Raw genomic sequence first — 25,782 nt, 5'->3', positions numbered from 1 at the left:
TAAAGCGACCAGACTGGCCCCCATCGGAGCACGCCGCTCCCTACCCAGCTGGAGTTCCCATGAGCCTTCCTTCCTTTGGCGTCGGCACGTTCCGCCTGACCGGCCAGACCGTCATCGATTCAGTGCGCAACGCCCTCGAGCTCGGCTATCGCGCCATCGACACCGCGCAGATCTACGGCAATGAAGCCGAGGTCGGCCAGGCAATCGCCGAATCCGGTGTACCGCGCGACGAACTGTTCATCACCACCAAGATCTGGGTCGACAACCATGCCGCCGACAGACTGCTGCCGAGCCTGCGCGAGAGCCTGGCCAAGCTGCGCACCGACCATGTCGACCTGCTGCTGATCCACTGGCCGGCACCGGGCAGCACGGTCGCGCTGCGCGAGTACATGACCGCACTGGCCGAAGCAAAGACGCTGGGCCTGACCCGGCATATCGGCGTATCCAACTTCAACATCGAACTGACCCGCCAGGCCATCGCCGTAGTTGGCCAGGGCCAGATCGCCACCAACCAGATCGAACTCAGCCCCTATCTGCAGAACCCGGCATTGACCGCTTTCCTGCAGGAACAGGGCATCGCGGTGACCTCCTACATGACCCTGGCCTACGGCAAGGTACTGAAGGACCCGGTGCTGGCCGCCATCGCTGACAAGCACCAGGCCACGGTGGCCCAGGTCGCACTGGCCTGGGCGCTGCAGCTGGGTTACGCCGTCATTCCTTCCTCGACCAAGCGCGAAAACCTGGCCAGCAACCTGCTTGCCCGCGAGCTGCAGCTGGATGCCGAAGACATGGCTGCGATCGCCGCACTTGAACGCAACGGCCGCGAAGTCGACCCGCCGGGCCTGGCGCCTGCCTGGGACTGAGGAGCACGCGCTGATGGCTACTGCGTTGACACGACTGCAGGCGGGCGGCTTCAGCATTGGCATTGAAGCGCCGCTGGACAACGACTGGACGCCGCTGGGCGAACAGGCACGACGCATTGCGCGCCGCCTGCCGGGCGAACCGGACCTGCAGCAGCACGCCGACCTTGCCAGGCTGGCCGACCGCCTCGGCTTCCGTGCGCTGTGGGTGCGCGACGTGCCGGTGTACGACCCGGCATTCGGCGATGCCGCGCAGGTGTTCGAAGTGTTCACCTATCTCGGCTACCTGGCCGGCATCACCGAAGAGATCCTGTTGGGGACCGGCGCGGTGGTGCTGCCGATCCGCGAACCTCTGCTGACGTTGAAGTCGGCACGCAGCGTACAGCAGCTCAGTGGCGATCGCCTGCTGCTGGGCGTTGCCAGCGGCGACCGGCCGGTGGAGTACCCGCTGTTCGGCCGCGACTTCGACACCCGTGGCACGCGCTTCCGCGAGCAGATCGGGCTGCTGCGCGAAGGCACCGCTGCACGACTGCCGCAGGGGTTGGAAGTACTGCCTGCCGATGGTCGGGCGCTGCCGCTGCTGGTGGCCGGCCTGGCGCAGCAGCAGCCGGCCTGGATCGGCGCACATATGGACGGCTGCCTGGCTTACCCCGGCACGCCCCAGGAACATGCCCACCGCGTGGCGGCGTGGCGCGCGGTAGCCGGCAACAAACCCTATGCAAGCTTCATCCACCTGGATCTGCTGGAACGGGCCGACGCACCGCTGCAGCGTTGGCGCTTCGGCCTGCGCGGCGGCCGCAATGCGCTGCTGGCCGAACTGCAGGCGATGCAGGCCGCCGGCGTCGATCACATCGGCCTGCAGTTCCGCCGCAACGAACGGCCTTTGGCCGACACCTTCCACGAAATCGCCGAGTACGTGCTGCCGCAGTTCGCGGCGCATGCGTGACCGGCACTGGAGCCCCGCAATGAACATCACCTCCCTGGCCCTGCTTGCACTGGCCTCGCTCCCGCTGCCCTCCGCCGCTCTCGCTGCGGACTGGTATCCCTCGGTATACGGCGCCAACGATGAGATCGGCGCGGCCAACCTGCTCACCGCCGATGTGGTCAAGCAGGCGGTGTCGCTGGTGAAGACCGGCAAGACGTATCCGCTGGCGGTACCGGTGGACAAGAACCTGCCCGCCTTTCGCCATCGCAGCTTCCGCCTGTACAACGTGCAGGTCGGGCAACAGGCCGGCAAGTCATTGGGCCCGAACAGATTCACCTTCAACGATGAACTGGTGAACGCCTGGACCGGTGTCGGCACCCAGCTCAACGGCATTGGCCACATCGGCATCGACAACGTCTACTACAACGGCAACAAGGCCGCCGACTTCGTCAGCGTCGATGGCGTGCGCAGGCTGGGCGTGGAGAAGGTGCCGCCGCTGGTCACACGCGGCGTGGTGCTGGACATGACCGCGTACTACGGCAAGGCCATCGTGCCCGGCGGCACCGAGTTCAGCGTCGCCGACATCCAGGCCGTGCTGAAGCAGCAGCACCTGACCCTGCGCAAGGGCGATGTGGTGCTGTTCAACACCGGCTGGCTGGAGCTGATCGGCAAGGACAACACGCAGTTCCTGGAGGTCGAGCCGGGCATCGGCATGGACGCGGCGAAGTGGCTGGCCGACCAGGGCATCGTCGCCTTCGGCGGTGACACCTGGGCCTCGGAGGTCTACCCCAATCCGCACGGCGCCGACGAGTTCCCGGTGAACCAGTACATGCTGGCCAAGCGCGGCATCTACAACCTGGAACTGATCGACAGCCGCGCGCTGGTGCGCGACAAGGCCTGGGAATTCCTGTTCGTGCTCGGCCAGCCGCTGTACGTCGGCTCGACCCAGGTCAACATCAACCCAGTGGCGATCCGATGAGCGACGCCCCGCCGATGTTTGCCGGTCGCCGGTTCCGGGTCAGCTATGACCGCCTGGCCGCCGACAACCGCTACAGCGCTGATGGCCATCGCGTGCACTACGCCATCGTCTCCGGTATCTATGCCGGTGCCCACGGCGAAGCCAGCTGCGAGTGGCGGCAGGTTACCGAGGGCATCTATGCCATTTCCTGGCAGGAAGCCGACGGTGCCACCGTGGTGCACGTCGATGACTTCCTGCACGGCCATTCGCTGGCGTGGTTCACCGCCACCGACGGCCGCTTCCACCACATGCAGGGCACGCTGCAGGCGCTGCCCCCGCACGACTGAATGTCCCTTCCCCACGAGATTCCCATGCGACTTTCCATTCCCTCGCCCATCGGCTTCGGCACCGCACCGTTGGGCAACATGTACCGCAACATTCCCCAGCAGGAGGCGCTGGATACCGTCGAGGCAGCCTGGCAGCAGGGCATCCGCTACTTCGACGCCGCACCGCTGTACGGCGCTGGCCTGGCCGAACTGCGCCTGGGCGAGGCCCTGCAGCGTCACGACCGTGATGCCTATGTACTGAGCAGCAAGGTCGGCCGCCGTGTGCTGGACGAGGTGGAAGACACCACCCGGCGTGACCTTGGTGAGAAAGGCGGCCTGTTCGAGCATGGCCTGCCCAACCGCATCGTCTACGACTACAGCGCTGACGGCACCCTGCGCGCGATCGAGGAGAGCCTGCAGCGCCTGCGTACCGATCGCCTGGACATCGTCTGGATCCATGATCCGGCGCGTGACTTCCATGGCGATGCCTGGAAGGAGGTCTTCCAGCAGGCGATGGACGGGGCCGCCGTGGCGCTCACCCGCCTGCGCGAGGAAGGTGTCATCAGGGCCTGGGGCTTGGGCGTCAACCGCGTGCAGCCCTGCGAGATGGCGCTGCAGCAGGCCGACCCGGATGGCTTCCTGATTGCCGGGCGCTACACCCTGCTCGACCACGAAGAGGCCCTGCAGCGGTTGATGCCGGACAGCGTTGCACGTGGCGTCGGCATCGTGGTCGGCGGGCCGTACAACTCCGGCATCCTTGCCGGCGGCGCGCATTACGAATACCAGACCGCCACGCCAGAGGTGCTGGCCCGCGTGCAGGCATTGCGCGACGTTGCGGCAGAACACCAGCTGGACCTGCGCGCCGCCGCGCTGCAGTTCTCGCTGGCGCACCCGGCAGTGGCAGCGGCGATTCCCGGTGCAAGCCGTCCCGAGCGCATCGCCGAGAACCTGGGGTTGGCCGGGGCGACGATTCCCACCGCGTTCTGGCAGGCATTGCGCGACCGCCAGCTGGTGTCATCGCACGCGCCGCTGCCCGGTCTGGGTTGAGCGGCAGGTCGGCGTCAGCCTGCGTGCTCGAACACAGCCGCCACCCAGTCGATGAACACCCGCAGCCGCGGCGATGGCGTACGGTTGCGCAGATAGACCAGGCTGACCGGGCTCGGTGTGGGTGGCATCCCGGGCAACAGCTCCAGCAACTGCCCGCGCGCGATGTAAGGGTCCATCCGGTAGCGCGGTGCCTGGATGATGCCCAACCCGGCCAACGCGGCACCGAGGAAGGCGTCGGCACCGGACACCCGCACGCGTGCCGGCAGCGGCACGTGGCGAACCTGCCCGCCCTGCTGGAACTCCAGCGGAATGAGCTGGCCGGTGGCGCTGGAACGGTAGCCGACCATCTGGTGTCCCGCCGCCAGCGACGCGATGCTCTCCGGCCGCCCGTGTGCCTGTACGTAAGCGGGCGACGCCACCGTGACCTCGCGCAGCAACGCCAGGCGCCGTGCGGCCAGATCGCTGTCGGCCAGGGTTCCCACGCGGATGGCCCCGTCCACCCCCTCGCGCAGCAGGTCGACATAGCGGTCGCCTTCGCTGACCTCCAGTTCGATGTTCGGGTACCGCTGCAGGAAATCCGGCAGATGCGGAAACAACAGGTGGCGCCCCAGCGTACCGTGCACCTCGATGCGCAGCGGCCCGCGTGGCGGCACGTCACGGAACGCGGCTTCGGCATCGTCCATGTCCGCGATCAGGCGCAGACAGCGGCCGTAGAAGGCCTCGCCTTCCAGCGTCGGCACCACCACGCGCGTGGTCCGGTGCAGCAGGCGCACACCCAGACGCTGCTCCAGTGCTTTGATCGCGTCGGTCACCGTGGCCCGCGGCAGCCCCAGGTCTTCGGCGGCACGGCTGAAGCTGCGGCGCTCGACGATCCGCACGAACGCACGCAGGGCGGTGAATCTGTCCATTATTCGGGCGACCGGATGATGTTTCCGGATTATCCATGATTATCCGCGACGGCGGAGAGACCAAGATGGCCGTGCGCCATGCCGGCGCGCCCTTCTGGAATCTGCCATGACCTCCTCTGCTTCCCGCTCTGTCGCCCTGGTCACCGGGGGCTCCCGTGGCATCGGCGCGGCCATCTCGCGCCGTCTGGCCGCCGACGGCCATGCCGTGGTGATCAACTATGCCGGGCGCCGTGATGAGGCCGAAACACTGGCTGCCGAATTGACCGCCAGCGGAGGGCACGCCATCGCCCTGCAGGCCGATGTCGCCGACCCGCAGGCCGTGCACGCGCTGTTCGACGCCATCGATGCACGCTTCGGTGGCATCGATGTGGTGGTCAACAGTGCCGGCGTGCTGCAGTTGGCCGCACTGGCCGACAGCGATGATGCCCTGTTCGACCGTGTGATCGGCATCAACCTCAAGGGTGCATTCAATGTGCTGCGCGAGGCCGCGCGGCGCGTGCGCGACGGTGGTCGCATCGTCACCCTGTCCACCAGCGTGGTTGGCATCAAGCTGGAAAACTACAGCGTGTATGCCGCCAGCAAGGCCGCGGTGGAGACCATGGGCGCGATTCTCAGCAAGGAACTGCGTGGGCGCGGCATCACCGTGAACGCGGTGGCGCCCGGGCCGACCGCCACCGATCTGTTCCTGGACGGGAAGTCGCCGGAACTGATCGATCGGCTGGCGAAGATGAATCCGTTGGAGCGGCTGGGTACGCCGGAAGACATCGCCGGCGCGGTAGCGTTCCTGGCCGGTGCCGATGGCGGCTGGATCAATGGCCAGGTGCTGCGGGCCAATGGTGGTATGGTGTAGCAGCGTGCCAACCAAGGTTGGCATCTACCAGATCACGCCACATCGGTAGTCGCCCACCATGGGGCGCGCGCGGCATGCCAACCAAGGTTGGCACCTACCAGATCACGCCACATCGGTAGTCGCCCACCTTGGTGGGCGCGTGGCATGCCAACCAAGGTTGGCACCTACCAGATCATGCCACATCGGTAGTCGCCCACCTTGGTGGGCGCGTGGCATGCCAACCAAGGTTGGCACCTACCAGATCACGCCACATCGGTAGTCGCCCACCTTGGTGGGCGCGCGGCATGCCAACCAAGGTTGGCATCTACCAAGGGTGCCTCAATGCGGTGTGCGCGGTTCCGGTAGACGCCAACCTTGGTTGGCGCCGCCCCTCAACCGCCGGGCATGGCCCGGCGCTACCGTGGGTGTTACCGGCTCATCGAATACGGTGCCTGCGCTCCCTGCCCCGGCCAGTCCTTGTTCGGTTCGGCCTGCATGGTGAAGTGCAGCTCGCCACCGGCCAGGATCTCATCATGGCGCAGGAACGTGCGCTGCAACGGCGTGCCGTTGAGGGTCACGCTGCCGACATAGGTGTGCTTGTCGTCCAGCCCTTCGGCCACGATGGTGAAGGTCTTGCCGTTGGGCAGCCGCATTGCGGTCTTCGGCAGGAACGGGCGGCCGAGGATGTACTCGCCCGAGCCCGGCGCTACCGGGTAGAAACCCAGCGCGGTGAACACGTACCACGCCGACATCTGGCCCACGTCATCATTGCCGGCCAGGCCATCGGGACGATCGGCATACTGCGTGTCCATGATCTGCTTCAGGCGTGCCTGCGTGCGCCACGGCTGGCCGGCATGCGAGTACAGGTAGGCCACGTGGTGGCTGGGCTCGTTGCCATGCGCATACCAGCCGATCAGGCCGGTGATGTCTTCCATGTGCTCGAAGATGGCCGGATCGACCTTCGCGTTGAACACTTCATCCAGGCGCGCCAGCAGTCTGTCGCTGCCACCATGCGCTGCGGCAAGGCCGGCCACATCCTGCGGCACGTACCATGAGTACTGCCAGGCATTGCCTTCGGTGTAGTCGGTGCCGTAGCCACTGGCGCTGGGGTCGAACGGCGTACGGAAGCTGCCATCGCGTTTGCGCGCACGCATGAAGCCGGTGTCCTTGTCGAAGGCGTTGCGCCAGTTGCCCGCGCGCTTGTCGAAGGTTGCGGCCACATCGGTCTTGCCCATCGCCTGCGCCATGCGCGCGATGGTCCAGTCATCGAACGCGTATTCCAGCGTCTTGCTGGCTGCTTCACCCTCCTCGTCGATCGGCACGTAGCCCAGCTCACGGTACTGGGCGATGCCATCGTAAGGGCCGTAGTTGGCAGTCTGCACCATCGCCTTCAGGGCCTTGTCCGCGTCGAAGCCGCGAATACCCTTCACGTAGGCATCGGCGATCACCGGCACCGCGTGGTAGCCGATCATGCACCAGTCTTCCAGGCCATGGAACGACCACACCGGCAGCATGCCGTAGGGACTGTGCTCATGATGGGCCAGCATGGAATTGACGAAATCGCTGTTGCGCTTCTCCGGCTGCACCAGGGTCAGCAGCGGGTGCAGCGCCCGGTAGGTATCCCACAGCGAGAACGTCGAATAGTTCGTGTAGCCCTTGGCCTGGTGCACGGCGTTGTCAGCGCCGCGGTACTGGCCGTCGGCATCCATGAACAGCGTCGGCCCCAGCAGCGTGTGGTACAGCGCGGTGTACGCGCTGCGACGCGCGTGTTCCGGTGCGTCGATATCCAGCACCGACAACGCCTGCGTCCACTCCTGCTTCGCCTGCGCGCGCACACGGTCGAAATCGAAGTCGGCCACTTCGGCATCGAGGTTGGCGATGGCGCCCGCCTCGCTGACCGGCGAAATGGCCACCTTCACCACCAGCGGTGCATCCAGCTTGCCGAAGTCGAAGGTGCCCACCAGCTGCCGCCCCTCCATCTGTGCGCGCTGCGCCGGGTCCTTCTCGCCCGGGGGCGCAAAGCCCTTGTAGACGATGTCCTGTTCGGTGTTGTGCAGCGCGTGGCTGGCCAGCGGCCGCGAGAAGCGCATCGCGAAATACAGCTGGCGGCCGGCGGCCCAGCCACGCGTCTCGCGGAAGCCGGTGATGGTGCCATCGCCACGCACGCGTACCCGCGACCACAGGATCTTGCCCGGGTAGTCATACATGCTGGTACGCATGTCCAGCAGCACCTTGGCTTCGCTGCCCTTCGGGAACGCATAGCGATGCACGCCCACGCGGGCGCTGGTGGTCAGCTCGGCGCGCACCTTGTAGTCGTCCAGGGTGACCGCGTAATAGCCCGGTTCGGCCTTCTCGTCATCGTGGCGGAAACGCGAGGCGTAACCGCTGCGTGGCTTTTCGGGGTCGCCGCGCTCCAGGCCAGGGTTGCCGGTGAACGGCATCAGCAGGATATCGCCCAGGTCGGAATGACCGGTGCCGGAAAAGTGCGTGTGCGAGAAACCGACGATGCTGCTGTCGTCGTAACGGTAGCCCGCCGCCCAGCCGTAGGCCTTCTCGCGCGGCTGGATGCGCGTGTCCGGGCTGAGCTGGACCATGCCGAACGGCACCGTTGCGCCGGGGTAGGTATGCCCCTCACCGCCGGTGCCAATGAAGGGATCGACCGAGGCATAGGCCTTGTCGGCAGCGGTCCTGGCCGGGGCGGCCGCAGCCAGGCCGGAGGCGAACATCGCCGTGGCGGCGACAGCGATCAGGAGACGACGGTCCAGCGTGGGCATCGGCATTTGGATCGATTCAGGTGGTGGTCAGATCCTAGCACCGGGCTGGCGGTGTCGCATGCTGCAGTGCGGATGCCGCCTTCAACGCATGCATCTGCAACCGATTGGATGGATCGACACAGGAATTGAAGGGATGCTGCCAGGGCTGGCAGACCCATTTCGATGCGAATGCGTAAGCAATTGTCGGAATGGGCCCTAATGAAACAACTCAGCCCGTAAATGGAGACGTCCAGATGCAATGCCGGGTGGAACAGACCGCCAATGCGTGTGCAGGATATCCGCGCAGCGCGAACACCGCTGCCGGGTGTGGAACCCCGGAATGAGCTACGAGAGCTGCTTGCCGTGACTGCGGCGGGCGGTGCGCGGCGGCCGCATGGCCCTCCGGCTTTTCTCGTAGCTCAGCCGAAGTTCCAACCCCGCACCGCCCGCCACCCTTGCGGTGGCCACGTCCCCTCAAGGAGCCATCGCATGTCGCATGAACCGCCCATCCTGACCCCGGAAATGGAATCCCTGTTCTTCCGCATCGAGCACGCCCTGAACACCGCCGAGGGCATGGCGATGATGATCGGCGAGAACGAACCGGCCGACCCGCAGGCGCATCTGCGCCCGGGCTACAGCCTGCAGAAGATCACTGTTGCGATGATGGCGTTGAGCCAGCATGGCCGGCGATTGCTGCATGAACTGCGCGAGCAGCATGTGCGGGTGACGCTGCATTGAAGCGGACATCGCCGGGGAAATGAGCCGAGCGTGGCTCGGCTCCATGGAGGCCACTCAAGAGGCCACTCAATCGGGCAGCGCGCTTTGCAGTGTGGCGAGATCTGCCGCATCCACCGGCCGCACCACGCGCGCCACTTCCGTGCCATCACGCAACAGGATCACGGTGGGCCACAGCTTCACCTGGAACGAGCGGCCCAGCGGCTTGCCCTTGCCGTCTTCGATCTTCCAGTGCGGCAGATCATGTGCCTCGACGAAAGCCTGCAGTGCCGGTTGCGCGGCCTGGCAATGGCCGCACCACGGTGCACCGAATTCCAGCAACAGCCAACCGGCCTGCGCATCCACCTCCGCGCGGGCCGGCTCGGCTGCCACATGATCACGCATGAAGGGCATGCCGGTTACGCCTGCAGCGTGCGCTGGATGTCTTCCAGCGGCGCGTTGGTGAGATCCTTGGCGATGTCGGCCAGCAAGCGAGACTGCGTCTCCTTGTGCAGCAACGGACGGATGCGGCCCAGCGTGGTGGGATCGGCAATCAGCACCAGATGCGCATAACGGTTGTTGAGCGCGTCTTCATTGAGCTGCTCGGCCACCTGCTTGGCGAAGGTCGCCTCGTTGAGCTGCGAGATCGACATGTCCTTGGGCACCGCACCGGATGGCCCCTGACCGGACACACCCTGTTCGCTGATGTCCTGCAGGCGCAGCTCGCCTTCCTGTTTCAGGGTGAGCTTGTGCTCGTTGCCGACGTTGGTGAACACGCGGGCCGAGCCACCATCGGCGACGATAACCAGGGTGCCTTCGGGAATGCGACGGGTCATGCGTTACTCCTTGCGTTGGTTCGTGGCCACCGTAAAAGCCGTGGCGTGAGCGAGGCGAGCACAACATGTTCATTCGATGTGCGTGGGTCATGTGCATGAACAGGCATCATGGAACGCTGCGTTCGTACTGGCGCGATTCTCGGCACGCTCACACTGTAACCGTTATCATGAACGCATGATCGACATGACCCACTGCACGTCAGCACCTGTTGCTGGCCTGCGGGAAGCACTGCCGACCGGCGCTTCGCTTTCCATCATTGCCTCTCCCTCGCCTTTCCATCGCCTCGCGCTGGATCCCGGCGGATGACGCCTGCGGGCCCTGCCCCGCCTGTTCCCTGCGCCTGCCCCACCCGCGCGTGCGCTGACACGTAATCGGACCCATCCGTTCGTCCTGCATGTCGCTCTGCGTTCTGGCAGCGGGCAATGCGTGTTGCGTGCGCGGCGTTTCATCGCACACGCCTTTCGCCCCCTTCCGGGTCTTCCATCCGATGCCCCTGCGCCTGCTGCGCCAGCATCGCCGTTTCCGAATTCCGGGACATTCGTACCGCCCATTCCAACGCCATTTCCATTCTTCCAAGGGAGTCCCCATGCAGGACAACTCCGATGCCCATGCCCATTTCGGCTGGTTCAAACGCCGCCGCCATCTGAAGGTCGACGAGATCACCGTTGTCGACAAACCCATGCTCAAGCGCGCCGTCGGCGCCGCTGCACTGGGCAATGCGATGGAATGGTTCGACTTCGGTGTCTATGGCTATCTTGCCGTCACCATCGGCCAGGTGTTCTTTCCCTCCAGCAATCCCACCGCGCAGGTGATTGCCGCGTTCGCCACGTTCACGGTGGCCTTCCTGGTACGCCCGCTGGGCGGCATGGTCTTCGGGCCTCTGGGCGACCGCTACGGGCGCCAGAAGGTACTGGCCTTCACCATGATCATGATGGCATTGGGTACGTTCGCCATCGGCCTGATTCCCTCCTATGAACGCATCGGCATCTGGGCGCCGGTGCTGTTGCTGCTCGCCCGCGTGGTGCAGGGCTTTTCCACCGGCGGCGAGTACGGCGGCGCGGCGACCTTCATCGCCGAGTACTCCACCGACCGCAACCGCGGCCTGATGGGCAGCTGGCTGGAGTTCGGCACGCTGGGCGGCTATATCGCCGGTGCCGGTACGGTGACTGCACTGCACATGCTGTTGAGCAGCGAGCAGATGCTGGACTGGGGCTGGCGCATTCCGTTCCTGGTGGCCGGCCCACTCGGCCTGCTGGGCCTGTACATGCGCATGCGGCTGGAGGAAACGCCAGCGTTCCGCGCGTTCGCCGAAGAGGCCGACAAGCGCGACCATGAGCGCCCCGGCCTGGTCGACCTGTTCCGCGTGCACGGCCGCCAGCTGATCGTCTGCATGGGCCTGGTGCTGGTGTTCAACGTGACCGACTACATGCTGCTGACCTACATGCCCAGCTACCTGAGCGTGACCATGGGATATGCGGAGAGCAAGGGCCTGCTGCTGATCATCATCGTGATGCTGGTGATGATGCCGTTGAACATCGTGGGTGGCCTTTTCAGCGACAAGCTGGGCCGGCGGCCGATGATCATCGGCGCCTGCATCGCGCTGCTGGTGCTGGCGGTGCCGAGCCTGCTGCTGGTGGGCAGCGGCAACGACGGGCTGATCTTCCTTGGCCTGATGCTGCTGGGCCTGGCGCTGGTGTGCTTCACCAGTTCGATGCCGTCCACGCTGCCGGCGCTGTTCTATACGCCGGTGCGCTACAGCGCGCTTTCCATTGCGTTCAACGTGTCGGTGTCGCTGTTTGGTGGCACCACGCCACTGGTGACTGCCTGGCTGGTGGAACGCACGGGCGATCCGCTGGTACCGGCCTACTACCTGATGGGCGCGGCGGTGATCGGCCTGATCACGATGATCTTCGTGAAGGAAACCGCCGGCCTGCCGCTGCGCGGTTCGCCGCCGGCCGTGGGCTGCGACAAGGAGGCGGCTGCGCTGTTGAAGAGCGACGCACCGGTCACGGTGGACCGCGCCCTGCCGCCGTTGCCGGACGTGGCCGAACCGGAACAGGTGACCCCGGCCTGAGTGGCTGCGGTGGCGCCAGGCATTGCCTGGCGCTGCCGTCAGCACAGGGCTAGTCGGCGCGGGTCAGCTTGCCCGGGCTCCAGCGGTACACCCAGGCATGCTGACCTTCCGGTGGGCAGGCCACCTTGCCTCGCACGCACAGCTTCGAACTGCGGGTGCTGTTGAAGGTCACGCGGATACGGTCACCGTCCATGGTGATCGTTTCCATTTCGCCGGGGATATGCACGCTGGCGTCATCGGCGTAGCCCGAGGCGCGGATCAACGCGTAGGTTTCGTCGTCATAGGCGGATTTGCCGGGTGACGTGGCCTGGCCCCGCGCATCACCTTCGGCCAGCGGGGTCATCACCACCAGCTCGTTGAGCTGCATCGCGCTGCCGGTCTGGGTCGCGGTGTAGAGATAGATGATCTCCGGGCGGCCGTCGCCATCAAGGTCGGCATTGCCGGCCCACAGCGGGCGGTAGTCGTACTGGCTGTCGGTGCCCGGGTGCAGGCGCAGCGATGCCTCGGCGGTGCGGCGTGCCTTGTCGTAGCTCATCGGCTCGTTCGGCGCCTCGACCTTGGCATCGGCCGGCGTTGCATCCTGAGCCAGCAGCGGTGCCGCCACCGTCAATGCCATGGCCGCCACCAGCGCGCGCAGGCCAGTGGCCTGCCAGTGCTTCCGCTCGTACATCCGTGTTCCTCGATCAATGAATCTGCGGGCTCGGATCATCGCACAGGCGGGCCGGCAAGCGGCGTACTGTCGGCATGCAGTTCCATCGCGCGCATGACGATGGGCTTGGCCCAGTCCGGGGTGTGCAGCAGCTCCACCACCGACACCGGATACTGCAGGCCCTGGCGATCCAGCGCCAGCACCGGCAAGGGGGCAACACGCCCATAGCGATCGGCCGGCGCGCTGTTGTCATACACATGCAGTTCGGCCAGGTGCGGCATCAATGCCAACAGGTTCTCGCGCGCGGAATCGAAGCGTGCGCGGATCTTGTCCTGCGGGATGTCGTGGCCACCGCCAGCAACGCGGGCCGCCACGCGGGCAACATGCAGTTCGACGGTGGCCAACCCGCAGAACCAGATCGCCACATCATGCTGGCTGCAGGCCTCGCGCAACAGGCGCGGAATGGTGTTGCCGCCCAGGGTGGTTTCAAAGGCGAAGTCACTGCCGTCGGCGATCGCCTGGCGCAGTCGTCGTGCGCCCTCCTGCCACGCTTCGGCGTTGGCGTCGGCCAACGGCCAGCCCGCCTCCACCAGGCGCCGGGTGAAGCTGTCCGGGTTGTACCAGCCCAGGCCGTCGGCCTCCAGCCATGTGCCGAGCAGCGAACTCTTGCCGGCGCCATTGACGCCGGCCAACGCCAGGATCCGCCCCATGATTCAGAGCGGACGGCCGAGCGCGACCTTGTGGCCGCGGCGGATCGGCTTGCCCATCACCTTGCCCAGCCCCTCACCCTGCTGCAGCCCGGCCAGCGCCTGGTCGAACTCGCTGCGCAGGCGCGAGAGCACGTCGCTGCGCTCTTCGCTGTCGCTGCCACTGGCCCTGGCCAACAGCTCCTGGTAGGTCTTGATGTCCACGATCACCGCCTCGGGGTGATTGTGGTTGGTGATGACCAGCGCCTGCTTCTCGCGCACGGTACGCATCAGGCTGGGCCAGCCACGGGTCTTGACCGAGGATGCCGGGGCCTTGTCCAGGCCGGGCAGGTCGAGCGGGAGGGTCATGGCACGGCTCCAGCGGAAGGATATGTGGCCACTATACCCAATTTGGCCAAATTGGGGATTAATGGACTGCCCCCGCCTTTGCGCCGCGCCCGACGGCTCAGAACGCCCGTTCCCATTTCAGGCTCAGCAGACTGCGGTCGTGGCTGTACAGCCAGTCCACGTTGCTGTCGATGCGTGCGTAACGCAGGCTCAGGCTGGGGATCAGCCCAGCCACGGCCAGGCGCTCGCTGCGCACGATGGCGATCAGGTTCTGCTCGCTGTCCTGCCGACGCGCCTCCAGCAACGGGCTCCAGGCATCGTAGTCACGCTCACGCAGCGACACGAACACCGTGGCCGTGGTGCCGCTCCACTGGCGCGCTGCGCCCAGGCGCAGGCCGCGTTGCCGGTAGCCATTGGCGGGATCGGCGGCGCTGCTGTCACTCAGGTCGACCCCGGCAAACACCGTCCAGCGCGGGTTGAGCGCGCGGAACCAGGTGGCATAGATCGCCGCCAGTTCACCGTCGTAGTTGCTCGCCACGCCCTGCTGTCGATAGCGCTGGCGTTTCCAGTCGGCTTCCAGCTTCAGCAGGCTGCGCGCATCTGCGGCGAACTGCCATTCGCCATGCATGCCGGCACCGCCCTGCAGCGCGTGGTTGCCGAGTCCCTGGTAATCGTAGCTGGGCGCCAGCAGCAAGGTATGCCGTGCGCTGCGCCAGCTGTAGCCGGCCTGCACGCTGGCATTGAGCTCGTTGTAGTCGCTGTGCCCACGCCACGCCTGGCCGAACGCCAGCCCGCGCAGGTACAGCCCATGGTGGCCGGCCAACGGCAGGCGCCGTTCCAGGCTGCCGTCGTAGTCCAGGCCGAACGCTGCCTGTGCATCGGGCAACCGGCGTTCGATGAAGCAGGTGGTGCCGTCACCAAACAGGCAGGTGCGGCTGGCCGAACTGCGGTTGACGTTGTCGCTCCAGGCGGGGCCGGCGGCGATGCCACCCTTCCAGCGCTGGCGTGCATGCAGGGCCTGCAGGTAGCCGTCCACCCGCGTACGCACGCCCGCCGTTGCAGGGTCGCCGCCAGCGATGCCGGCTGCGATCGCCTCGAACAGGGCGATGGCATCGCGGTCGCGCTGGTCTTCGGCATACACACGCGCCAGTTCCAGCCGCGCCGGCAGGAAGTCCGGCTGCGTGGCGAGCACGGCCTCGTATTCGGCCGCGGCCTTGCCGTGCTGGCCACCCACGCGCGCCAGCGCACCCTGCGCGTAGTGGCGCAGCAGCGGATCGTGGCCAGGCAGTTCGATGTACTCGGCAAGGAAGGCGGCCGCGGCCTGCCATTGCTGGTGCTGCAGCGCGAGATAGAGCGCCTGGCCGAGGTCGTCGACAGTGCGCTCCACGCGGTACTGCTGGCCGTCGAGGGTGATGGTCGGTCGCTCGTGTTCGGCCTGGCGCAGGCGCTGCTGGTCCTGCTGCTGATGACGCAGCTCGCTGCCCTGTTCGAGCACACGGCGCAGGTCATCCTGCTGCGCGTGGGCAACGTTGAGCGGCCAGGCCAGCAGCAGGACGACAAGAAAGAGAAGGTGGCGCATGTTCGATCCGGTTGAAGCACTATCGCGGGCCGAAGCAGGGACTGGCGGATCGCGGCTTGTCCCTGCCCTGCCCCGTCAGGGGCGTGGCGATCAGTTCTTGCTGCCGCCGAAGGCGGTGTCGTACTGGCTGTTGCCGGCGAAGGTGGCGATGCCGGCCAGGGTGGCGGCGTTGGCACCGAAGAACTGGCCCTGGGTGCTGCCCGACACCGAGCCGTTGGCCACGGCCGTGCCTGCGAAGGACGCATTGGCGCTGTTGATGGCAGCGTTGACGCCCACGGTCAGGCCGCCACCGGCGATCTGGCCGCGCAGGGTGCCGGCACCGAAGTCGGCGCGGAACGCACCGGTCAGCAGGTTGCTGCCGTTGAACTTGTTCAGGCCCGCCACGCTGTAGGTGGCCACGCCTGCCGGCAACGTGGTGCCTGCACGGTCACCAGCGAAATAGACCTGGCGGTTGTTGAAGCCACCGGCGGCGCCATCCTTGGACCATTCACCAAACCAGACATCGCCGCTGCCCACCTTGACGAAGTTGAAGTGGCCCATGCCGGCGTGGTTGCCCGGGGTGCCGGTGATCGGCATGGCCAGGGTGCGCACGGTGGTGCCGTTGACGGTGGTGGGTGCCGAATAGGCGCTCAGGCCCTGGAAGTCCACGCGGGTGCCACCGGACACGGTGCCGACGCCGATGCCGGCCTTGCCAGCGACGTGCGGGCCACCGTTGACCTGCGATTCGCCGACATTGACGTTCAACTGCGGATCGGTGACGGCGCTGGCGGCGCCGACGATATCGGCAGCATGGGCGGCACCGGCCAGGGCCAGGCTGGCGGCCACGGTGAGCAGGGAGCGGGAGAACATTTTCATGGAAAAACTCCTTGGATTGAGGGAACTACAGGTACAACGCTTGAATCGGTGAGGCGTCAGAAGCGCGCGGTGACTGCGAGCTTGAGGGTGCGACCGGGCGCCGGCAGCGTGGAGCGCGTGGCCGGGTCGACGTAGTAGCGGTTGCCGAGATTGCTGCCGACCAGTTCGACGCTGGCGTGGTCGTTGAAGCGCCAGCGCGCATAGGCATCCACCGTGGTGATGTTTCCCCAGGTGAACGGCACGTTCTGCCACAGCAGGCTGCTGCCGCCGGCCAGCAAGCGGTCGCGGTAGGCCTGCAGGTCCGGGTTGTGGTGACGCTGGTAGTGCACGATGCGGCTGCCCAGTTCCAGCCGCTCGTCGAACAGGCGGGTGCCCAGCGACAGGTTCACCGACAGCTTCGGCACGGCCTGGGTCAGCAAGTAACCACCGACGAAGCCATCCTGCACGCAGTTGGGCACCAGGCCGCGGTTGGCATCCAGCTGTACTGCGGTGCTTTCGTCGCACACTTCGTTTTCAAGGGCGCGGGCGATGCCCAGGTCGCTGAAGAAGCGGCGGTTGTCGAAGCGCGCCTGCAGCTCAATGCCGCGCAGGGTCTGCTTGTCGATGTTGTCGAACAGGAAGTACGCATCGCGCTCGATCACATCGCGGGTTTTCTGCACGTAGTAGCTGAGCTTTACGTCCGCATCGGCGGTGCCGTCGAACAGCGCAGAGAGGTTGTGCACATAACCCAGCTCGTAGTTGTAAGCGTGTTCGGGCTTGAGCGGATACAGCGGATTGAGGCTGCTGGAAAACGCGATGGTGCTTTCGAACATGCTGGGGAAGCGCTTGGCCTCGGTGTAGCGGGCATACAGGCGCGCAGCAGGCGAGAAATGCACGGTGGCCGAGAACGTGGGCAGCCAGGCATGGTCGCGGCGGCGGCTGTTGTGCGCCTGCACCGCCTGCCCCTGCACGGCGTTCTGCACCCGGCAGGTCTGGTCGGTACCGAGCACCATCGGCAGCAGCCCGGGGATGGCGGCCACCTGGCCGTTGAGGCACGGGTTGCTGGCTCGCGTGTAGTTGCCATCGGCATCCGCTGCCCAGGCGATGCTGTGCTCCACCGGCACCGGCGTTTCGTACTTGCTCAGCAGGTTCTTCAGCAGGTCGTCGACCAGCGAGCCCATGCCGATGCTTTCCCAGAACTCACGCTCCGATTCGATCGCATCGATCTCTCCCTGCAGGCTGGCGGGGCGTGGTGGCAGCTCATTGACCCGGTAGCGCGCCTCCTTGCTGCCGACACTGCGGGTCAGCAGCTCCGGATGCGCCTGCAGGAAATCGTCGAACGCCCAGTAGCGGCTGTAGCGCACACCGGCGTTGAGGGTAAGGAACTCGACCGGCCGCCATTCCAGGCTCAGGTAGCCCTCGCCTTCCTGGCGCCGGCCGGCGCGCGGGTACATGCGCCAGCCGTCGGTTACGCCGAAGTACGGATCGCCCGAGCGCAGTGTTTCGTACTGCCAGTTGCCACCCACGGTCAGGTCAAGCGTGGAATGCAGGCCGAAGCGGTTGCTCAGGGTCAGGCCGGTACGGTCGTTGCGGGCATTGGCCAGCGCGGTGTTGCGCAGGATCGGACTGCGGCTGGAATCCCAATCGGGGTTGCCCGAGGCGAAGTTGGGGAAGCCACCGGCGGTGTAGGTATCGCTGTTGGTTTCGGTTCGCCACAGGTTGGCGCGCAGGTCGAGCCAACGACTGCCGGCCGGCTGCCAGCGGTATTCCAGGTTCCAGGCATCGGAATCGACCCGGCTGAGCGGCCACTGAATGCGCCCGTAATCCGGTGCGGACAGGATGCGCGAGGGCATGATCTCGCCATAGTGCGAAAGCGTGTGCCGCCAGGTGGCCTTGAGCTGCTGGTCGTCGGTGATCTGCCAGGTGGCCTTCAGCAGCCACGACTCCTGTTCGCTGGACGTGTTGGGCACTTCATCACCCGGCTTGAAGTAGCGCGCCAGCGTGGTGATGTAGTCGATGCCCTGGTATTCGTACTGCTCGCGCGGGTCCTGGTCGTAGTACGCACTGCCCTTGCTGCCGGAGAAATAGTTGCCGCGCTTGCGCCACGCGTAGGCGGCCATCACGTCCACCCGCTCACCGCGCCAGCCCAGCGCCAGGCGCCAGGCCTGGTCATCGCCATCGAACGGGTTGTCACCACTGCGCGATTTCACTGGCACCACCAGGGTGCGGTCAGCATAGGGCGAGGCCGGCGACGACTGCGGGAACCCCTCCACCGTGCGGTAGTCCTCGCCGGTGTGCAGCCGTGGCAGGCGCGGCGAGACCGCATTGCTGCTGCCTTCGATCTTCAGCTCCCCGCCGAAGCGCTCGCCGGCCGGCACGATGTCGTCGACGTCGAGGGTCTTGATGACCATCGCTCCGCCGATACCGCTGTGTACATCGCGCACCAACGCTGGCCCCTTGATGACCTGGATGCCACCAATCAGGTTGGGATCGATGTAGTTGCGGTTGCTGACGCCGTTGTAGCCCCGCCATACGGTCAGTGCCTGCTCGCCGCCGTCGATGCTGACCGGCACCCGTCCCGGCCCCTGGATGCCGCGGATGTTGAGGTCCAGCGCGCCGCTGTTGCGGGCGTCGCCGCTGAACACACCGACCAGGTCCTTGACCACGTCGGCCGGGTTGGCGCCGCGATAGCGCTCCACCCGGTCGCGACCGGAATAGGCCGTACTCAGGTCGAGCGCGAACACGTCGTCGTATCCCCAACGATCACGTGTTTCGCCACCGTCGGCCTGCAGGCGCCCGCCCACCTTCAGCGTGTCGGTGACCACCACCCCGCCGTCATCGGCGGCGGCCTGCAGGGTCCAGGTACCGCCCGGCTCCTGCTGCGCGCGCAGGCCACTGCCCTGCAGCAACTGGTCCAGTGCCTCGGTGGGGCTGTACTGGCCCTGCACTGCGCGCGAGCGCCGCCCTTCCACCAGATCGCTGCGGAACACCACCTGCACCTGCGACTGGCGACCGAAGCTGCGCACTGCGTCGGCCAGAGCTTGTTCGGGGATGGCATACGCGCGCACGGAGGCGGTAGCGGCCTGGGCGCGGGCGGTCGGCGCCCAAGCGAAGGGAACCAGTGCCGTGGCGATGGCCAGGGCGAGGATGGTGGCGCGGCGATGACGGGCGGATGCCGGGAACGGCATGAACGGTGACTCCTCAAGGTGGCGGGACCGTGCGCACGTCGGGTGCACGCGGTTCGGTTGGCTTGAGAAGAAACGCGGTTTCGCTCTGGCTATACCACTAGAGACAAGGTGGGATCGGATCTGCCCACGGTTTTTCTTGTTGATCGACAGATCATCCACGCATGGCGTGGATCTACCACGCACCCGAGTAGATCCACGCCATGCGTGGATTAACACGAATCACGCCAATAGATCCACGCCATGCGTGGATGAACTCACCCGCTACCCCGTGGCATCACCACACCAACAACGCGCCGCCCGGCAGGCGCTGGCTGCGCAGACCGGCCTGCTGGGCCACTGCGGCAATCGCCGCATCCGGCTGCTGCAGGTGGAACAACCCACTCACCGCCACCTGCGCGCCCTGACCGTGCAGAACCCAGACCGGCGCACGCCGATAGCGGGCAAGGCGCTCGATCGCCTGTTGCGCAGGCAGATCATCAATGACGATCTCGCCGCGTCGCCACGGTGCGATGGCCTCCACATCGGCCAGCTGCAACGGCTGCAGCCAGCGGCCATCACGGAACGCGCGTGCCTGCCCCGCCTGCAGCCGCTGCGCGGCGACATGACCCGGCCTGATCTCCACTTCGCCCTGGCTGACCTCGGTGGTCACCACGGCATCCTGCAGTGCAACGCTGAACGCCGTGCCGATGTCACGGATCTCGCCACCGCCAGCCTCCACCCGGAACGGTCGTGCTTCGTGCGCCACCTGGAACCAGGCCCTGCCACGCAGCAACTGCAGGCGGCGCTGGCCGGCGCTGAAATCAAGCGCCAGCGCGCTGCCTGCATCCAATATGGCAGTGCTGCCATCCTGCAGCTGCACCGTGCGCGGCGCGTTGTCGCTGCGCACGTCGCTGCGGACCAGCAGCCACGCGTGCGGCGCCGCTGTTACCGAAAGCAGCAGCACCGCCGCACTGGCCAGCAGCCAAGGCAGTCGACGACGCGGCTGCAGCAGCCGCAGCGCGGGTTCGGCTGTCAGCTCCGGAAGCGCAGCCAGGACATCCGGGCCGGCGGCATCCAGGCCTTGCCAGAAGGCCTGCTGCTGGCGCCAGGCATCGGCATGCCGGGGATCGGCCTGCAGCCAGCGTTGCAGGGCGCGTTGCTGGCGCTCCGGCAACCGGCCCGCATTGCACCGTATCACCCAGCGCAACGCCTGCCTGGCCTGACGCGGCGAGGGTATGGACGTAGTCATGATTGTGGCCTGCGGCACCACCAACGGGTGCGCCTTACAGTTGAGACAACGGCGAGCGGCATCTGCCCACGGCACATGCCGGTCATGCGCGGCTTCCCCGCTGGTGCTGCTGGATGAGCAGGGCCGCGCGCAGCACGTACTTGCCCACCACGCTCTTGGAAATACCCAGGCGCTCGGCGATCTCGCGTTCGCTCAGCCCCAGGTAGCGGTTGAGCACGAAGCACTCGCGCACCTGCGGCGGCAGCGCCAGGATGGTCTGGCTGATCTCGCGCAGCTGGGCCTGGTCCAGCGCCTGCGCCTGGCCATCAGTGCTGGCATCGGCCAGGTCGCTGGCGTACTCCGCCATCGCCCGCCGTTCGCGTGCGTCGGCCTGGCTGCGGTTGAGCGCGTGGTGGTAGGCCATGCGGTACAGATACCCGCGCGGTTCCAGGATCGGCGGATCGCCGGGCACGCTGCTGGCCTTCAGATAAAGGTTCTGCAGGGTGTCCTCGGTACTGGACGGGTCGAGGTAGCGGGCAATGAAGCGGGACAACGCACGGCGCTCGCGGATCAACAGCTCGATCAGCGCCAGGGCATTGGGAGACATAAGTGCCAAGGCCGGACCGGGGAATGATGGGCGTGATGGCGACGGTCCGGACCGGGAGTGTAGGCGGCAACCGCCGATCCTGCACCCCCGGTCATCCGCCACGCTGCGCGCACGGCCTGGATCTACGGCTCTTCCAGCGCCTCGAAACGCTCGGCCAGATAGTCGATCAACGCGCGTACCGCCGGCAGCAGGCCGCGCCGCGACGGGAACACCGCATGCACGATGCCGTGCCTGGGCTGCCACTGCGGCAGGATCGGCACCAGCGCGCCGCTGGCCAGTTCGTCGGTGATCATCATCCGCGGCAGCATCAGCACGCCGACACCCGCCACCGCCGCACTGCGCAGGGCGATCATGTCATCGCTGACCAGCCGCGGGCGGTGGTGCACGCTGGCCTGCACCTGCTCAGGCCCGGCGTATTCCCAGGCATGCACCTGGGCGGGCGATGCCAGGTCCACGGTCGGCATCATCGCCAGATCAGCCGGCACTTTCGGCGTACCCATGCGCTTGAGCAGGGCCGGGCTGGCAGCGGTGCACCAGATGCGGCGGGCCAGCACGCGCACCACCAGATCGCTGTCCTCCAGCGGTGGCGGGCGCACGCGGATGGCCACATCCACGCCCTCGCCCACCACGTCCACGCGCCGGTTGGTGGCATCCAGCTGCAGGGTCACCTGCGGATGCAGGGCCAGGAAGTCAGCCAGCATGGCGCCAATGCGCGCGTGCAGCAGTGCGATCGGACAGGCCAGCCGCAGGGTGCCCCGTGGCTCGGCACGCGACAGCGCGATGGCCTCCTCGGCCGCTTCGGCCTCCACCAGCATCGCCTTGCAGTGCCGGTAGTAGTCCTGGCCGATCTCGGTGACCGAGAAGCGGCGGGTCGAACGTTGGATCAGGCGGACACCCAGCCGCTCCTCCAGCAGGGCGATGCGGCGGCTGAGCTTGGACTTGGGCATGGCCAGCGCGCGCCCGGCCTGCGAGAAGCCGCCATGCTCGACCACCATGGCGAAGTAGAACAGGTCGTTCAGATCGCAGCGGCGGATGTCGGCGATGAACACGGGACGATCTCCTGCGGCCCTTGCTGGGCCTCCATCGTTCACGAAATAGGACTATGACGGCAAATTCTGCCGACTACCGGGGCCATTGTCACGTCGATATCGTCTCCGCAACGAAAAACAGCGACCGGTTGCCCCGGTCAGGAGATCGCCATGAAGCGTGTCACCGGTACCTACAGCGCCCCCCGCCCGCACTGGGTGGGCGACGGCTTCCCCGCCCGTTCGATGTTCTCCTACAACACCCACGGCCAACACCTGAGCCCGTTCCTGCTGCTGGACTACGCCGGGCCGTACAGTTTCCCGCCCAGCGAGACCCCGCGCGGGGTCGGCCAGCATCCGCATCGCGGCTTCGAGACGGTCACCATCGTCTACGAAGGCGAAGTGGCCCATCGCGACTCGACCGGTGCCGGCGGCACCATCGGCCCGGGTGACGTGCAGTGGATGACCGCTGCCTCCGGCATCCTCCACGAGGAATTCCACACGCCGGAATTCAGCAAGCGCGGCGGCACCCTGGACATGGTGCAGCTGTGGGTCAACCTGCCCGCCAAGGACAAGATGGGCGCACCGGGCTACCAGACCCTGCTCGATGCGCAGATTCCTTCAGTGGCCTTGCCCGACGGTGCCGGCCGCGTACGCGTCATCGCCGGGACATTCGATGGCCATGCCGGCCCGGCCCGCACGCATACCCCGATGGACGTGTGGGACATCCGCCTGCTGCAGGGCCAGCACGCCGAGCTGCCGGTGGCCGACGGCCGCACCCTGGCGCTGGTGGTGTTGAAGGGCACGGTGCGGATCAACGGTGGCCAGGCAGTCGGCGAAGCACAGCTGGTGACCTTCGACCGCAGCGGCGAAGACGTGTTCATCGACGCCGACAGCGACGCCACCGTGCTGCTGCTCAGCGGCGAACCCATCGACGAGCCGGTGGTGGGCTATGGCCCGTTCGTGATGAACACCCAGGCCGAGATCAGCCAGGCCGTCAGCGATTTCAACGGCGGCCGCTTCGGCCAGATCGCGCACTGATCCACTGCATTGCGGCGGGCAACCGCCCGCCGCATTCCGGGCCTTCGCCCCCTCCCCAGGAGACTGACCATGAGTACCCCCGCCAACTTCAACGGCGCCCGCCCGGTGATCGACCCGGACAACGCCGCGATGCTGCTGATCGACCACCAGAGTGGCCTGTTCCAGACCATCGGTGACATGCCGTTCACTTCGGTACGCGCGCACGCCACCGCCCTGGCGAAGATGGCCACGCTGGCGAAGATGCCGGTGATCACCACCGCGTCGGTACCGCAGGGGCCGAACGGCCCGCTGATCCCGGAGATCCATGACGCCGCACCGCATGCGCAATACGTAGCGCGACGGGGCGAGATCAACGCCTGGGACAACCCCGAATTCGTCGCCGCGGTGAAGGCCACCGGCCGCAGCCAGCTGATCATTGCCGGCACCATCACCAGCGTCTGCATGGCCTTCCCCTCCATTGCCGCCGTCGCCGACGGCTACCAGGTGTTCGCGGTGGTCGATGCCTCCGGCACCTATTCGAAGATGGCCGAGGAAATCACCCTGGCGCGCGTGGTGCAGGCCGGTGTGGTGCCGATGGATACCGCTGCGGTCGCCTCGGAAATCCAGCGCACCTGGAACCGCGAGGACGCCCAGCATTGGGCCGCGATCTACACGCAGATCTTCCCCAACTACCAGCTGCTGATCGAGAGCTACCAGAAAGCGCAGGACGTGCAGAAGAACCACGAGCAGCTGGATTCGCAGCGTAGCTGAGCCGCTGCATCCGCGGCGATTTCCGCCTGCCGGCACGCCGCCGGCACCACCGCAAGCCAACCCCGACCAGGACACCCCCATGGCCAGTGAACCGATCCGCGACCCCGTCAGCGACCACCTGCTGACCCCGCAGAATTCCGTCTTCATCATCATCGACTACCAGCCGGTACAGGTGAACTCCATCGCCTCGATGGACCGCCAGCTGCTGGTCAACAACATCGTCGGCACTGCCAAGGCGGCGGTCGCCTATGGCCTGCCGATCGTGCATTCGACCGTGAACGTGCAGACCGGCCTGAACAAGCCGCCGATCGCGCAGCTGCGCAAGGTGCTGGGCGACTACCCGACCTACGACCGCACCACCATCAACTCCTGGGAAGATGTCGAGTTCCGCAAGGCGGTGGAGGCCACCGGCCGCAGGAAACTGATCATGACCGCGCTGTGGACCGAAGCCTGCCTGACCTTCCCCGCGCTGGATGCGCTGAAGGAAGGCTATGAGGTCTACGTGGTGGTCGACGCGGTGGGCGGCACGTCGCTGGCCGCGCATGATGCCGCGCTGCGCCGCATCGAACAGGCCGGCGGCCAGTTGATCAGCGTGACGCAGCTGTTCTGCGAACTGCAGCGCGACTGGGTACGGGCGGAGACCGTGCCGGCCTTCATGAATCTCTTCATCGAAACCGGTGGCACGGCCGGCATCCAGTTCTCGTACGATCGTACCGAGTGATTCCTTGGCGGCTCCGGCTCCGGCTGGCGCCGCCTTTTCCTGCAACCGAGCATGGCTCGGCCCTACAACCGGGAATTCCCATGGCCTACGCACGCATTGTTTCGACCGCCGACAACTACCTGCACCACATCAGCAACGGCCACTTCGATGTCGCGGCCGATGAACCCGCTTCACTCGGCGGCCAGGGCAAGGGCTTCGCCCCGTTCGACCTGTACCTGGCCTCGCTGGCCGCGTGTACCGCCATCACCCTGCGCATGTACGCGCAGCGCAAGGGCTGGGAGCTGGGCGAGTTCCACGCCGAGCTGCGTTCCGAACGTGATGCGGATGGACGCTTCCATGTGCACCGCGTGCTGCATTCCACCGCCGAGCTGAGCGATGCGCAGTGGCAGCGCTTGCTGGAGGGTGGTGGAAAAGACCCCGGTGACGCTGGTGATGCGCGAAGGTGCACGGATCACCAGCGAGCGCGGGGCTGCTGCCTGATCGCCGGGCATGGCCCGGCGCTACCGGAGGAGCCTGGCGCCATCAGGTAGCGCCGGGCCATGCCCCGCGGCCCTGGTTTCAACGCCGCGAATGCAGCACGGTGCGCTGGCGCATGGCGTTGAATTCCTGTTCGACCTGCTGGATGTCTTCGGCCTGGAAGCCGGCGGCATCGAGCAGCTGATCGGCCGCGGCGGCAGCCAGCGGATCATCCTCGCGCTGGCGCCAGCAGCGTGCCGGCAGGAAATAGCCGACCTCGCTGCGCCCGCGCATGATGACGACCGGCCGTCCTGCATACAGCAGGAATTCGGCCAGGTGCTGGCGCAACCCCTCCACCGAGACATAGGCCGGCCCGATGCCCAGTGCCTGCGCGGCGGGCTCGGAACTCTCGAACAGTTTACGACGGCTCATCCACTCCTCCTTTGTGCAACGCGTGGTC

Annotated in this window: 25 protein-coding genes and 1 pseudogene; 12 read left to right on the top strand and 14 right to left on the bottom strand. The window is 66.6% G+C overall.

The genetic code is table 11. The annotated features are described in order from the left end of the window. The first annotated feature begins 59 nt into the window (after positions 1-59). From dkgB to BW38_RS20005, 5 genes are read left to right on the top strand one after another with little or no spacing between them, the layout of a single operon-like run. Positions 60-863, top strand: coding sequence for a 2,5-didehydrogluconate reductase DkgB (dkgB, locus tag BW38_RS19985; RefSeq protein ID WP_032974598.1), 804 nt, complete (start codon positions 60-62; stop codon positions 861-863). Positions 864-876: 13 nt separating this feature from the next. Next, positions 877-1,806, top strand: a complete 930-nt coding sequence (locus BW38_RS19990; RefSeq protein ID WP_025874409.1) for a TIGR03571 family LLM class oxidoreductase — start codon at positions 877-879, stop codon at positions 1,804-1,806. 19 nt (positions 1,807-1,825) lie between these two features. After that, positions 1,826-2,764: a cyclase family protein gene (locus BW38_RS19995; RefSeq protein ID WP_032974597.1), complete on the top strand. Its 939-nt coding sequence runs from the start codon at positions 1,826-1,828 to the stop codon at positions 2,762-2,764. Beyond that, positions 2,761-3,090, top strand: coding sequence for a phenolic acid decarboxylase (locus tag BW38_RS20000; RefSeq protein WP_032974596.1), 330 nt, complete (start codon positions 2,761-2,763; stop codon positions 3,088-3,090). Before BW38_RS19995 ends, BW38_RS20000 begins: the two co-directional genes overlap by 4 nt. Positions 3,091-3,114: 24 nt before the next feature. Then, positions 3,115-4,116: an aldo/keto reductase gene (locus BW38_RS20005; protein ID WP_032974595.1), complete on the top strand. Its 1,002-nt coding sequence runs from the start codon at positions 3,115-3,117 to the stop codon at positions 4,114-4,116. A gap of 14 nt (positions 4,117-4,130) precedes the next feature. Here the strand turns inward: BW38_RS20005 and BW38_RS20010 are convergent, their stop codons facing one another. After that, positions 4,131-5,024, bottom strand: a complete 894-nt coding sequence (locus BW38_RS20010; RefSeq protein ID WP_032974594.1) for a LysR family transcriptional regulator — start codon at positions 5,022-5,024, stop codon at positions 4,131-4,133. A 106-nt stretch (positions 5,025-5,130) separates the two neighbouring features. Between BW38_RS20010 and BW38_RS20015 the strand changes: the two genes are divergently transcribed. Beyond that, positions 5,131-5,874, top strand: coding sequence for an SDR family oxidoreductase (locus BW38_RS20015; RefSeq protein ID WP_032974593.1), 744 nt, complete (start codon positions 5,131-5,133; stop codon positions 5,872-5,874). A 407-nt stretch (positions 5,875-6,281) separates the two neighbouring features. Here the strand turns inward: BW38_RS20015 and BW38_RS20020 are convergent, their stop codons facing one another. Then, the gene (locus BW38_RS20020; protein ID WP_032974592.1) at positions 6,282-8,633 is read right to left on the bottom strand and encodes a GH92 family glycosyl hydrolase; all 2,352 of its coding nucleotides are present in this window, start codon (positions 8,631-8,633) and stop codon (positions 6,282-6,284) included. A gap of 462 nt (positions 8,634-9,095) precedes the next feature. Between BW38_RS20020 and BW38_RS20025 the strand changes: the two genes are divergently transcribed. Beyond that, entirely contained in the window at positions 9,096-9,344 is a 249-nt protein-coding gene (locus BW38_RS20025; protein ID WP_025874402.1) for a hypothetical protein, read from the top strand. Positions 9,345-9,410: 66 nt separating this feature from the next. Here BW38_RS20025 and BW38_RS20030 read toward each other — a convergent pair whose 3' ends face one another. Further along, positions 9,411-9,734 carry a thioredoxin family protein gene (locus tag BW38_RS20030; RefSeq protein ID WP_025874401.1) on the bottom strand — a complete coding sequence of 108 codons (324 nt, stop codon included), beginning with the start codon at positions 9,732-9,734 and terminating at the stop codon, positions 9,411-9,413. Between the two features lie 5 nt (positions 9,735-9,739). Further along, positions 9,740-10,156: a host attachment family protein gene (locus tag BW38_RS20035; RefSeq protein ID WP_032974590.1), complete on the bottom strand. Its 417-nt coding sequence runs from the start codon at positions 10,154-10,156 to the stop codon at positions 9,740-9,742. 587 nt (positions 10,157-10,743) lie between these two features. On the opposite strand from BW38_RS20035, the gene proP reads away from it, so the two are divergent. Then, positions 10,744-12,231, top strand: a complete 1,488-nt coding sequence (gene proP / locus BW38_RS20040) for a glycine betaine/L-proline transporter ProP (protein ID WP_032974589.1) — start codon at positions 10,744-10,746, stop codon at positions 12,229-12,231. A 49-nt stretch (positions 12,232-12,280) separates the two neighbouring features. On the opposite strand, the gene BW38_RS20045 is transcribed toward proP, so the two are convergent. The 9 genes from BW38_RS20045 to BW38_RS20085 all read right to left on the bottom strand — a co-directional run bounded on the left by BW38_RS20045 (position 12,281) and on the right by BW38_RS20085 (position 22,378). After that, positions 12,281-12,901, bottom strand: coding sequence for a hypothetical protein (locus BW38_RS20045; RefSeq protein ID WP_025874398.1), 621 nt, complete (start codon positions 12,899-12,901; stop codon positions 12,281-12,283). Between the two features lie 35 nt (positions 12,902-12,936). Next, on the bottom strand, positions 12,937-13,590 hold the full coding sequence (locus BW38_RS20050) for a hypothetical protein (RefSeq protein ID WP_025874397.1): 654 nt from the start codon (positions 13,588-13,590) through the stop codon (positions 12,937-12,939). A 3-nt stretch (positions 13,591-13,593) separates the two neighbouring features. Next, the gene (locus BW38_RS20055; RefSeq protein WP_025874396.1) at positions 13,594-13,935 is read right to left on the bottom strand and encodes a type II toxin-antitoxin system prevent-host-death family antitoxin; all 342 of its coding nucleotides are present in this window, start codon (positions 13,933-13,935) and stop codon (positions 13,594-13,596) included. A gap of 97 nt (positions 13,936-14,032) precedes the next feature. Then, entirely contained in the window at positions 14,033-15,493 is a 1,461-nt protein-coding gene (locus BW38_RS20060; protein WP_032974588.1) for a porin family protein, read from the bottom strand. Between the two features lie 90 nt (positions 15,494-15,583). Beyond that, positions 15,584-16,348: a Slam-dependent surface lipoprotein gene (locus BW38_RS20065; protein WP_025874394.1), complete on the bottom strand. Its 765-nt coding sequence runs from the start codon at positions 16,346-16,348 to the stop codon at positions 15,584-15,586. Positions 16,349-16,404: 56 nt separating this feature from the next. Continuing rightward, positions 16,405-19,515, bottom strand: a complete 3,111-nt coding sequence (locus tag BW38_RS20070) for a TonB-dependent receptor (RefSeq protein WP_032974587.1) — start codon at positions 19,513-19,515, stop codon at positions 16,405-16,407. 274 nt (positions 19,516-19,789) lie between these two features. Further along, complete coding sequence (locus BW38_RS20075; protein ID WP_032974853.1) at positions 19,790-20,743, bottom strand: FecR domain-containing protein; 954 nt, start codon at positions 20,741-20,743, stop codon at positions 19,790-19,792. An 82-nt stretch (positions 20,744-20,825) separates the two neighbouring features. Then, on the bottom strand, positions 20,826-21,329 hold the full coding sequence (locus tag BW38_RS20080; RefSeq protein ID WP_032974584.1) for an RNA polymerase sigma factor: 504 nt from the start codon (positions 21,327-21,329) through the stop codon (positions 20,826-20,828). 122 nt (positions 21,330-21,451) lie between these two features. After that, positions 21,452-22,378: a LysR family transcriptional regulator gene (locus BW38_RS20085; RefSeq protein ID WP_032974583.1), complete on the bottom strand. Its 927-nt coding sequence runs from the start codon at positions 22,376-22,378 to the stop codon at positions 21,452-21,454. Between the two features lie 150 nt (positions 22,379-22,528). Here BW38_RS20085 and BW38_RS20090 point away from each other — a divergent pair, with 150 nt between their 5' ends. From BW38_RS20090 to BW38_RS21065, 4 genes and pseudogenes are all read left to right on the top strand, one after another. After that, positions 22,529-23,395 (top strand): pirin family protein, encoded by an 867-nt coding sequence (locus tag BW38_RS20090; RefSeq protein ID WP_032974582.1) that lies wholly within the window; start codon positions 22,529-22,531, stop codon positions 23,393-23,395. Positions 23,396-23,464: 69 nt separating this feature from the next. Next, positions 23,465-24,145: a hydrolase gene (locus tag BW38_RS20095; protein ID WP_032974581.1), complete on the top strand. Its 681-nt coding sequence runs from the start codon at positions 23,465-23,467 to the stop codon at positions 24,143-24,145. Between the two features lie 79 nt (positions 24,146-24,224). Continuing rightward, a complete protein-coding gene (locus tag BW38_RS20100; protein ID WP_032974580.1) occupies positions 24,225-24,866 on the top strand; it encodes a hydrolase in 642 nt (213 codons plus the stop codon). Positions 24,867-24,946: 80 nt separating this feature from the next. Then, a pseudogene (locus BW38_RS21065) lies at positions 24,947-25,346 on the top strand (OsmC family protein). 78 nt (positions 25,347-25,424) lie between these two features. Here the strand turns inward: BW38_RS21065 and BW38_RS20110 are convergent. After that, positions 25,425-25,754 carry a hypothetical protein gene (locus tag BW38_RS20110; RefSeq protein WP_032974578.1) on the bottom strand — a complete coding sequence of 110 codons (330 nt, stop codon included), beginning with the start codon at positions 25,752-25,754 and terminating at the stop codon, positions 25,425-25,427. Between the last annotated feature and the right edge of the window lie 28 nt (positions 25,755-25,782).

Source organism: Stenotrophomonas sp. RIT309 (genome assembly GCF_000632045.1).
In the GTDB taxonomy this organism is placed as follows: Bacteria; Pseudomonadota; Gammaproteobacteria; order Xanthomonadales; family Xanthomonadaceae; genus Stenotrophomonas; species Stenotrophomonas indicatrix.
This window is presented reverse-complemented; position numbering and strand designations above follow the sequence as displayed.